The sequence below is a fragment of the Runella limosa DSM 17973 genome, from assembly GCF_000482465.1.
In the GTDB taxonomy this organism is placed as follows: domain Bacteria; phylum Bacteroidota; class Bacteroidia; order Cytophagales; family Spirosomataceae; genus Runella; species Runella limosa.
Window position 1 is genome coordinate 479,457 of record NZ_KI519422.1, and the last position, 10,166, is coordinate 489,622.

13 protein-coding genes are annotated in these 10,166 nt (G+C 44.0%); 10 read left to right on the forward strand and 3 right to left on the reverse strand.

Annotated elements, in window-relative coordinates:
• The first annotated feature begins 35 nt into the window (after positions 1-35).
• Positions 36-581 (forward strand): DUF2911 domain-containing protein, encoded by a 546-nt coding sequence (locus K339_RS0119935; RefSeq protein ID WP_028525179.1) that lies wholly within the window; start codon positions 36-38, stop codon positions 579-581.
• 3 nt (positions 582-584) lie between these two features.
• Here K339_RS0119935 and K339_RS34260 read toward each other — a convergent pair whose 3' ends face one another.
• Entirely contained in the window at positions 585-1,139 is a 555-nt protein-coding gene (locus K339_RS34260) for a DUF2141 domain-containing protein (protein WP_084332261.1), read from the reverse strand.
• Between the two features lie 97 nt (positions 1,140-1,236).
• Here K339_RS34260 and K339_RS0119945 point away from each other — a divergent pair, with 97 nt between their 5' ends.
• Positions 1,237-2,703, forward strand: coding sequence for an MFS transporter (locus K339_RS0119945; protein ID WP_028525180.1), 1,467 nt, complete (start codon positions 1,237-1,239; stop codon positions 2,701-2,703).
• 242 nt (positions 2,704-2,945) lie between these two features.
• On the opposite strand, the gene K339_RS0119950 is transcribed toward K339_RS0119945, so the two are convergent.
• Positions 2,946-3,629, reverse strand: a complete 684-nt coding sequence (locus K339_RS0119950) for a hypothetical protein (RefSeq protein ID WP_028525181.1) — start codon at positions 3,627-3,629, stop codon at positions 2,946-2,948.
• Between the two features lie 237 nt (positions 3,630-3,866).
• Here K339_RS0119950 and K339_RS0119955 point away from each other — a divergent pair, with 237 nt between their 5' ends.
• The 7 genes from K339_RS0119955 to accC all read left to right on the forward strand — a co-directional run bounded on the left by K339_RS0119955 (position 3,867) and on the right by accC (position 9,318).
• A complete protein-coding gene (locus tag K339_RS0119955; protein WP_028525182.1) occupies positions 3,867-4,412 on the forward strand; it encodes a YceD family protein in 546 nt (181 codons plus the stop codon).
• A gap of 60 nt (positions 4,413-4,472) precedes the next feature.
• A complete protein-coding gene (gene rpmF, locus K339_RS0119960) occupies positions 4,473-4,664 on the forward strand; it encodes a 50S ribosomal protein L32 (RefSeq protein ID WP_028525183.1) in 192 nt (63 codons plus the stop codon).
• Between the two features lie 128 nt (positions 4,665-4,792).
• Positions 4,793-5,731, forward strand: coding sequence for a phosphate acyltransferase PlsX (gene plsX / locus K339_RS0119965; RefSeq protein WP_028525184.1), 939 nt, complete (start codon positions 4,793-4,795; stop codon positions 5,729-5,731).
• A 69-nt stretch (positions 5,732-5,800) separates the two neighbouring features.
• Positions 5,801-6,790 carry a beta-ketoacyl-ACP synthase III gene (locus K339_RS0119970; RefSeq protein ID WP_028525185.1) on the forward strand — a complete coding sequence of 330 codons (990 nt, stop codon included), beginning with the start codon at positions 5,801-5,803 and terminating at the stop codon, positions 6,788-6,790.
• Between the two features lie 94 nt (positions 6,791-6,884).
• Positions 6,885-7,448: an elongation factor P gene (gene efp, locus K339_RS0119975; RefSeq protein ID WP_028525186.1), complete on the forward strand. Its 564-nt coding sequence runs from the start codon at positions 6,885-6,887 to the stop codon at positions 7,446-7,448.
• Positions 7,449-7,484: 36 nt separating this feature from the next.
• Complete coding sequence (gene accB / locus K339_RS0119980; RefSeq protein ID WP_028525187.1) at positions 7,485-7,958, forward strand: acetyl-CoA carboxylase biotin carboxyl carrier protein; 474 nt, start codon at positions 7,485-7,487, stop codon at positions 7,956-7,958.
• Positions 7,959-7,974: 16 nt separating this feature from the next.
• Entirely contained in the window at positions 7,975-9,318 is a 1,344-nt protein-coding gene (gene accC, locus K339_RS0119985; RefSeq protein ID WP_028525188.1) for an acetyl-CoA carboxylase biotin carboxylase subunit, read from the forward strand.
• A gap of 91 nt (positions 9,319-9,409) precedes the next feature.
• Here accC and K339_RS0119990 read toward each other — a convergent pair whose 3' ends face one another.
• Positions 9,410-9,592 carry a hypothetical protein gene (locus K339_RS0119990; protein ID WP_028525189.1) on the reverse strand — a complete coding sequence of 61 codons (183 nt, stop codon included), beginning with the start codon at positions 9,590-9,592 and terminating at the stop codon, positions 9,410-9,412.
• A gap of 308 nt (positions 9,593-9,900) precedes the next feature.
• Between K339_RS0119990 and K339_RS0119995 the strand changes: the two genes are divergently transcribed.
• The coding region (locus K339_RS0119995) for a transposase (RefSeq protein WP_028525190.1) at positions 9,901-10,166 on the forward strand (266 nt) is incomplete at its 3' end.

Sequence of the window (10,166 nt, forward strand, 5' to 3'; positions counted from 1 at the left end):
GTATCGTTTTATTTGTAACATAAACCCTTTTACCTATGAAAAAAGTCCTCAAATGGATAGGCATCGTGGTCGGTGTACTAGCAGTAGTGTTGTTCATTGCTTTCAAGTTTGTGCAATCAAATACCAAAAAAGCAAGCCCAGAAGCAACGGTTAATTACAAAAAAGACGGTACCGAAGTGTCGGTGTTTTACTGTCGCCCCTCTAAACGAGAACGCGAGATTTTTGGCGAATTGGTGCCTTACGGTAAAGTATGGCGTACGGGGGCCAACGAGGCCACGACCTTTACCACCAATAAAGACTTAACCATTGAAGGTAAAACCCTACCAGCAGGAAAATACACCCTTTGGACGATTCCTCAAGAAGACAAATGGACAGTTATCTTCAACAATAAAATGTACGATTGGGGAGTGAGTTTCGGAGGAGAAGCAAGCCGCGAGGAAAGTGCAGACGTTCTTCAAGTGGATGTGCCTGTCAATATATCTTCGATTCCAGTAGAAAAATTTGAAATTTCATTTGACGAAAATCAGCCCGCTCTTGTCTTGGAGTGGGATATCACCAAAGTGGTCGTCCCTTTCAAATAACACCTAGTCAATGAGCTTGATTTTCTGACGGTTTTGGGGGCTGTTTTCCTTGATTTCAATGGCACAGTCCTCAAAACTTGGCGCAGAAAGAATCGGCCTAAAATTTTTACTAAACCCAAAAGGTTCTTTGGGATAGCCTACTATATTTTTATCAAGTTTATCGTTGTCGTTGAGGTCATGATAGACCGCAATGACGTACCTTCCTGCGGGTAAGCTAACGATCACTTGCTGCGCCGTTGCTGCGGTAATCGGTACTACTTTAAAGAAATCTGGCTTTGCTTTTGGTCCCGTAAAAGGATTTCCTTCCCGAAAAATTCCGATGCGAAGGCTTCCCCTTGTTTGTGTAATATTGGATACCTCCACCGATACCGTAACGCCATTTTCAGTGTGTGGTTTGCTGTCTTTCTCGTGTGGCTGGTTGCTTACAACCAGCCCAAAGCCCCAAATAGCACTCGGAAGCATTTTATTCGCGAATGATTGAATTGAAAACAGGCTAAAAAGAAGGCTTACAAGAAGATTTTGCATGGGATAACGGCGGAGGTGGTTTATTGTTTTCATCCTAATTTTTATAACTTAAATGTAAACCAGAAGGTTTGCAATTCGTTGCTAATTGTCTATACTTGCAGAAATACTTGATTTTAAACTTAACCTAGTGATGAAAGAAAAAAACAATTTAAGTTTTTGGCAAATTTGGAACATGAGTTTCGGATTTTTGGGCATTCAGTACGGCTTCGGATTACAGCAGGCCAACATGAGTCCAATCTTCCGATACCTCGGTGCCGACGAAGCTTCAATCCCTGGCCTTTGGCTCGCAGGCCCACTCACTGGGCTACTACTTCAACCCATTATTGGCGCAGTATCCGATCGCAGTTGGTCGCCCAAATGGGGGCGTCGTCGTCCATTTATATTGGTAGGGGCACTTGTTGGAAGCCTTGCCATGATTCTCATGCCCAATTCTTCGGCCGTATGGATGGCCGCAGGGTTGATGTGGATGCTTGATGCGGGTCTCAACTCGGCCATGGAGCCATTTCGGGCTTTTGTAGGTGATATGCTCAATGAAAAACAACGCCCCGTAGGTTTTGCAGTACAATCGTTTTTTGTTGGTTTTGGACAAACCCTCGCCAACCTCATGCCGTATATTTTGCCGTTGCTGGGCATTTCGATGGTTTTGAGCGACGAGCAACTTGCCAATGGTATCCCTAACTCGGTTCGTTATCCTTTTTATATCGGAGCTGCATCGATTTTGATTGCCGTTTTCTGGACCATGCGTACCACCAAAGAGCACCCACCCGAAAATGATGACTATAAGAAAAAGCATGTTTTTACCGACGAAGAGAAAAAATCTATTTCCTTTTGGCACCTATCGCTTGCCGTGGGAGCCGCTATTTTGGGCTTCGGATTCGCGTATTTTTCAGGAGGATTAGCGACTGGACTCCAGTGGGGGTTAGGCATTTTAATTGGAGGCTATTTGATTTTGATGCTTCCTGTGTTTAAAGAAATTTTAGCGCCTTTGTCATCCATGCCTACCGTGATGCGTCAGCTTTGGTGGGTGAAATTCTTTACGTGGTACGGGCTTCCGTTGATGTGGCAATATTTATCGCTTTCTGTGGCCAAATACGCCTTCAACGCCCCCGATGCCGTTTCTAATCCTACGGGTTTTGAGGAAGGAACAAAATGGGGAGGTTTATGTTTTGCCATGTTTAGCGTATCCTGTGCAGTGATTTCCTTTTTTATTCCTCGAATCGTAAAAATGGTGGGAAGTTCACGCGGAACGCACGCATTGTTTCTGGTTCTCGGGGCAATGGGCTTTTTTATGACATTGCTTTCCAACGATAAAATGGTATATCTCGCAGGAATGACCATCATTGGTTTGATGTGGGGCTCTATCATGTCAATGCCTTATTTGATGTTGGCTGCCGCTGTGCCTAAAGAAAAAATGGGCGTATATATGGGGATTTTCAACGGCTTTATCTGCGTACCTCAATTTATCGGCATGTTGACAGTGCCTATTTTCTACAAAACGCTTCTTGGCGATGACCCACGCAATGCCCTCGTTTTGGCAGGGGTTTGTATGTTATTTGCAGCGGGGTCTTGTTTTTTGGTAAAAGAACAAGAAGCGTAAAACGAATTACGAATGAGAGAGTTGGGAATTACGAATGAGGGAATTGGGAATTATGAATGAAGGAATTACGAATTACGAATGAGTGAAATAGAGAAGGGGCTTGAAACTCAGCTTTGAGATTCAAGCCCCCTTTTCTTTTGTTTCGCCTGACCCAAACTACGCTTTGGGACAAAAATGGCTTCTATCGCTTGTCCCAAACTGCGCTTTGGGACAAAAATGGCTTCGCGTCTCTGACGCAAATGTTATTTCTTCCCAAAATTATACCCCAACGTCACAAAGAAAATTTTTGACTCTGTGTTGGCATAAGGTTTCACGCCATTTTCTGAAAAATCGGGATTCAAAAAATCGGTGAGATAATATTGAACTTTCAACCCAAAACCGCTTTTGGTTTGAAATCCTGCAAAAACAGCAGGCATAAATGGATTGGAACGATTGCTAAACCACTCGTTGAATTTATCGACTTTTTCGCCGTTGATAAATGTTTTTTGCTTGAAGTTAATAGCATACGCGGCTTCAGCACCACCATAGACATAAAACTTACGAAGGTCACCGATTTTGATACCCACAGGAACCCCCAAAGCATACACCCGTTGTTTGTATTTAAAGACGTCGGTTTTGACGGTTCCAACGATTGTTTCTTCGGTAATCATCCCGATGTTGGTCAAATTCAAACCTGCAAAAAGGCCCAAGTGGTTGCCTAAATCTACGTTGGCGTTGGTACCAATGTTGAAAAACATGGTAAAACGTGGAATCGTTGACACCTCTTCACCGTCGCGGGTAACTTGGGCAAAGGAGAGCAAACTGGCATTTCCTCCTTTGGTATAATACACTTTGGAGTTATTTTTTTTCTCAGAATAATTGTCTGAGTCTTGGGCGAAAGCACTGAATGAAGCAGCGAAGGCAAGAGCGAAGATGAACGTTTTCATGGCTATAAATTTGTTTAGTTTAAGAACTGATTTCGATAGCAAGATGCAGCAACGACCCCAAAAAGTTGCGCGATTAGGATAAACGGAACGATTTGCAGGATAAGTGGTTTATAATGTAGTTGGAAGAACAGAAAGCCGCTGGCTTTTGGAAAAAACCTTTAAAAAGCAGCAGAAACTTTTTTTGACTTGTGAATATTAATAATTAATTCTAACTTTGCAGCCCATTTTGACAGAGAAGTGAAAGCGCTAACACAGTACGACATAGACATTTACGGCTTAAAAGAAAAGCAATATGTTTTTGATTTTGAGTCTAAAAACGAGTTTTTTGAAGAGCTGGAGCAAGAACTCATTGAAAGTGGGCATTTTAAAACCCATTTAAAACTGGACAAATCGGCTACGATGCTGATGCTTTCTTTCCACATTGTTGGGAAAGTAGAATTGGTTTGTGATCGCAGTCTTGAGGTATTTGAAGAGCCTTTAGACATTCAGGAACGGCTCATTTTAAAGTTTGGCGACCACAACGAGCAGCTTTCTGACGAAATAGAACTCATTCGTCAAGACACGGTTCGTATCAATGTGGCCAGTCATATTTTTGAGTACATCGCATTGGCATTGCCAATGAAAAAACTTCATCCACGATTCCGAACCGACGAGGAGGAAATAGAAGACGATGAAGAAATTGACGGAATTTTGGTTTATCAAACCCCCGAGGAAGAAACACCAGAAGAACCCGAAGATGACGATCCGCGCTGGGCAGCCCTAAAAAAGCTAAAAGGCAATTAATACGCACTTTTTTAAGTATTTATAAATAGCAAACGAACAATTAATTAAAGACATAAGGTAATGGCACATCCCAAACGAAGACACTCAAGCACACGCCGTGACAAGCGCCGTACGCACGACGCATTGACGGGCAAGGCTCTTTCTACTGACCCAACAACAGGCGAAGTACACGTAATGCACCGCGCCCACGTTTTTGAGGGTAATTTGGTTTATAAAGGCAAAGTTGTAGTAGAAGGCTACGCAAAAGTCTAGTTTATAAAGCATTGTATATGAAAGCATTTCATCACAACTTGTATAGAAAGTTGCGATGAAATGCTTTTTTAGTATTGCTTATCTACTATTTTTACAGCCTCTTACTACCCAATACCTACAATAGAAAAATGAAAATAGGAATAGATGCAATGGGAGGGGATTTCGCCCCCGAGGCAATTGTCGAAGGTGCTGTCTTAGCAGCGGCTAATTTACCGACCCATGTCCAGCTGGTGCTTATCGGCAAACAAGACATCGTCAATCAGTTAGTGACTAAGTACGGCTATCAAGGCTCGCAGATTGAGGTTGTACACGCAGAAGACGTGGTAGAGATGGGTGAACACCCCACTAAAGCCTTATCCCAAAAACCTCATTCGAGCATTTCAATTGGGTTTAAGTTACTCAAAGAAAAGAATATAGACATCTTTTGTGGCGCAGGTAACACGGGAGCGATGCACGTAGGTGCTTTGTTTAGCATCAAAGCGATTGAAGGCATTATCCGCCCCGCAATTGTTGGGCTTGTCCCTCAGAAGAAAGGAGGATACGCTGCCATGCTTGATATTGGCGCCAACGCCGACTGCAAACCAGAAGTGCTCGAACAATTTGGCGTGATTGGTTCAATCTACGCTCAATATACCTTTGGCATCGACAAACCACGCGTGGCGTTGATGAACATTGGTGAAGAAGAACAAAAAGGCTCACTCGTAGCTCAAGCAGCACACCAGCTTTTGAAAGAAAATAATCGTATCAACTTCGTTGGTAACATGGAAGGCGGCGACTTTTTCGATGACAAGGCCGACGTAATCATTACGGATGGTTTTACGGGAAATGCCCTTTTCAAACTCGCTGAGTCGTTTTACACGGTCGCCAGCGAACGAGGTATCAAAGATGACTACATCGACAAAATGAACTACGAAGCGGTGGGAGGAAGTAGCATCGTGGGCGTAAACGGCAATGTGATGATTGCACACGGTATTTCGTCACCAACAGCTATCAAAAACATGATTACTTGGGCTTGCAAACAAGTGGAAGCTCAAATCCATGTCCATATTGCCAAAGCATTGAGTTGAAACCACCTTTATCGTCGTCCCTCTGAGTTATAAAGAGGTGAGACCTAATCACTTATATCAAAGTAAAAAATGAGTCAAATTCGCGCGGCTATTACGGGGATACAAGGATACTTACCCGATTATGTACTAACCAACGCTGAGTTGGAGAAAATGGTAGATACCAACGACGAGTGGATTACGGCCCGTACAGGTATTAAAGAACGGCATATCCTCAAAGGCGAAGGACTGGGTACATCCCACATGGCCGCCGAAGCAGTAAAAGGGCTTTTGGCCAAAACAAATACTGCGGCAGGTGATATTGACTTGTTGATTTGTGCAACAACTACTCCCGATTTTGTATTTCCGAGTACAGCCAACCTCATCTGTGATATGGTGGGCATTAAATCCATCGGAAGTTTTGATATTCAGGCGGCTTGCTCGGGCTTTATTTATGCCCTGACGGTAGGTTCGCAGTTTATCGAAACAGGTAAATACAAGAAAGTGATTGTGGTAGGAGCGGATAAAATGTCAGCTATTATTGACTACACCGACCGTACAACCTGCGTGTTGTTTGGGGATGGAGCAGGCGCTGTTTTGCTCGAACCCAACACCGAAGGACTCGGAATTTTAGATACCATTATCAAATCAGACGGAGCTGGTCAGCCATTTTTGCACCAAAAAGCAGGAGGAAGCCGCTTCCCGCCCACGCACGAAACAATCGACAAGCGCTGGCACTATGCTTACCAAGATGGTCAGTCGGTATTTAAGTTTGCCGTCACCAATATGGCCGACGTTGCGGCTGAAATTATGGAGCGTAACCACCTCTCAGGTGACGACGTGGCGTGGTTGGTGCCTCACCAAGCCAACAAACGCATCATTTCCGCAACGGCTAACCGCATGAAAGTCGGGATGGACAAAGTGATGCTGAACATTCATAAATACGGAAACACGACTGCGGCAACCATTCCTCTGTGCTTATGGGATTATGAATCGCAACTTAACAAAGGCGATAATCTCATTTTTGCCGCCTTTGGAGGAGGCTTTACGTGGGGTTCGGTATATGTAAAATGGGCGTATTAACGAGGGAACTTCCCAATTCTCAAAAATCAAATTTCGATAAAAGGCTAGGGTTATTCGTAGCCTTCAATCTAATGAATTAACGATTCATACTAAAATGGCAACAACTGCAGACATCCGTAATGGATTAGTAATTAATTTTAACCACGATTTGTTTCAAATTGTCGAGTTTCAACACGTTAAACCTGGTAAAGGAGCGGCTTTTGTACGTACAAAATTGAAAAGCCTTACCAGTGGTAAAGTGTTGGACAATACCTTTAACTCTGGCGTTGCCATCTATCCTGTGCGCGTTGAGCGTCGCGAGTTTCAATTCCTTTATAAGGATGAAGCAGGATACAACTTCATGGATAACGAGTCGTTTGAGCAAATTTCAATCGACGAGAAATTGGTTGATGGAGCTGATTTGATGAAGGAAGGCCAAGTCGTAGAAATTTTATTGAATACCGAAAACGAAGCACCCCTCACGTGCGAACTTCCAGCCACAGTTGACTTGGAAGTAGTATATGCAGAGCCAGGCATTAAAGGCGATACTGCCAACAACCCTCGCAAGGCAGTAGAAGTAGAAACGGGAGCGCGTATCATGGTGCCAATGTTTATCGAACAAGGTGATAAAATCCGCATCAAAACGGCTACCAGAGAGTACTCAGAACGCGTTAAGTAAGACGTAAGTCTCCAAAAAACCTAACTTCAAACAACAATGGAAATTAAAGACATTCAAAAACTACTCGATTTCATTGCTCACTCAAGCCTGGATGAGGTCAATATCGAAACTGGTGAGTTTAAAGTAAGCGTAAAACGCAATGCTGTCACTACGGTGGTCGCTGCGGCAGCTCCTGCTCCAGTAGCAGCGCCCGTAGTAGCTGCGCCAGCCCCTGTAGCTGCTGCTCCTGTTGCAGCGCCTGCTCCTGCGGCCAAAGCAGATGACTCGAAGTATTTGACCATTAAGTCACCAATGATTGGTACATTCTACCGCTCTGGAGGGCCAGATAAGCCTTCGTTTGTGGAAGTAGGCGACGAAGTAGCAACGGGCAAAGTAGTTTGTATTGTGGAAGCAATGAAACTTTTCAACGAAATCGAATCTGAAGTTTCAGGCCGTATCGTGAAAGTATTGGTTGAAAACGCAACTCCAGTAGAGTACGACCAACCATTGTTCTTGGTAGAGCCTGCTTAACAATTTCCAAAAACTCATGTTCAAGAAAATACTAATCGCCAATCGCGGGGAGATTGCACTGCGCATTATCCGTACTTGCCGCGAAATGGGTATAAAGACAGTCGCGGTGTATTCCACTGCCGACCGTGATAGCCTTCATGTACGTTTTGCTGACGAGGCTGTGTGTATTGGCCCTCCTCCGAGCCGCCAATCATATTTGAGTATTCCTAATATTATTTCTGCTGCGGAAATTACCAATGCTGATGCCATTCACCCTGGCTACGGCTTTTTGTCAGAAAACGCGGAATTTTCGCGAATTTGTGCCGAATATGGTATCAAATTTATTGGAGCAACGGCCGAGCAAATCAACTTCATGGGGGATAAGTCAACCGCCAAAGCAACCATGAAAGCCGCTGGAGTTCCCGTAATTCCTGGTTCAGAAGGGTTATTGGAATCGGTTGAAGAAGGAAAAGAACTTGCGAAGGGAATCGGTTATCCTGTGATTGTTAAAGCCACTGCGGGTGGTGGTGGCCGTGGGATGCGGATTATCAAAGACGAAAGTGAATTTCAGAAAGCATGGGACGATGCTAAAATGGAATCAGGAGCAGCCTTCGGAAATGATGGCTTGTATCTTGAGAAATTTGTAGAAGAGCCCCGGCACATCGAAATTCAGGTAGTTGGTGACCAGTACGGCACCGTTTGCCACCTTTCGGAGCGTGATTGTTCGATTCAGCGTCGTCACCAAAAATTGGTCGAAGAAACGCCGTCACCAATTGTATCACCCGAGCTTCGTGAACGTATGGGCGAAGCCGCTATTCGTGGAGCGTCAGCGATTGCCTACGAAGGAGCAGGAACTATCGAGTTTTTGGTGGACAAATACGGCGAGTTCTATTTCATGGAAATGAACACGCGTATCCAGGTAGAACACCCCATCACGGAGGAAGTGACTGATTTTGACCTTATTAAAGAGCAAATCAAAGTAGCTGCTGGTGAGCGCATTTCGGGTCAAAACTACGCTCCAAAGCTGTACGCGATGGAGTGCCGTATCAACGCCGAAGACCCTGCCAACGGTTTCCGCCCAAGCCCAGGAAAAATTACGCAGTTGCATTTTCCTGGAGGACACGGTGTTCGTATCGACAGCCACGTGTATGCAGGTTATACCATCCCACCAAACTACGACTCAATGATTGCGAAAGTAATCGTCAGTGGTCAGTCGCGGGAAGAAGTAACAACGAGGATGAAGCGCGCCTTGCAAGAGTTTGTAATTGAAGGTATTAAAACAACGATTCCTTTCCACATTCGCTTGATGGACGATGCAGGCTTCCAATCGGGAATGTTTACAACAAAATACCTCGAAACATTTGATTTTAGCGGTTTGTAATAAAGCACAAAACGGAGTTACCGTTGCTTAAAATAAACATGGAAAGCGGGCTGTATAGCCCGCTTTTTTTATGTCGTTATACCGATTAAGATTACAAAGTCACCGCCAACCAGCTTGAAACTTTGGTGCGAGCGGCGGTTTTGGCTACGGCATCGTCGCTCGTTGTTTTTTCGTCAAAAGAGTGGTTGGCGTTGTCGTACGTAACCAGTTCAATGCTTGTTCCTGCGCCGTTTAATTTGGCACGGTCGTACTGTACTTGGGTGGCAGCAAGCAAATCGTCGATTAGGGTACAGAACGTTGATTAACCAAAAGTTTTTAAGGAGTTCAAAGTAGCCTCGGTAGAGGCGCAACGTTTGTAGAGATTTAATCAAAAGTTTTTGCGGAAATCAAAGTAGCCTCGTTAGAGGCGCAACGTTTGTAGCAAAGGAGAAATAAAAGTTTTTGCGTAAATCAAAGTAGCCTCGGTAGAGGCGTAACGTTTGTAGCAAAGGAGAAATAAAAGTTTTTGCGTGAATCAAAGCGAATCTAGCCCGCTAAAAAGTTGGACACAAATTAGGGTATAACTTTTAAATTTGTGATTCAATGGGAAAGCATCAAAAATCATGGAGCCAGGAGGAAAAACTGACCATAGTGAATTACTACAAAGAACACGGAGCTGCTAAGACATCTAAGGAGTTTAACGTCTCGAGTGCAAACATTTATAACTGGGTTTCCCAGTACGAAAAAGGAGGTTTTTCAAGCCCATCCAGCGTTAGTAACTCTGATAAAGACAAAGAGATTCTTCGCCTTCAGCGAGAGATTCAAGCTTATAAAGAGATAATCGCTGAAAAAGAATTGTCACTTAGAAT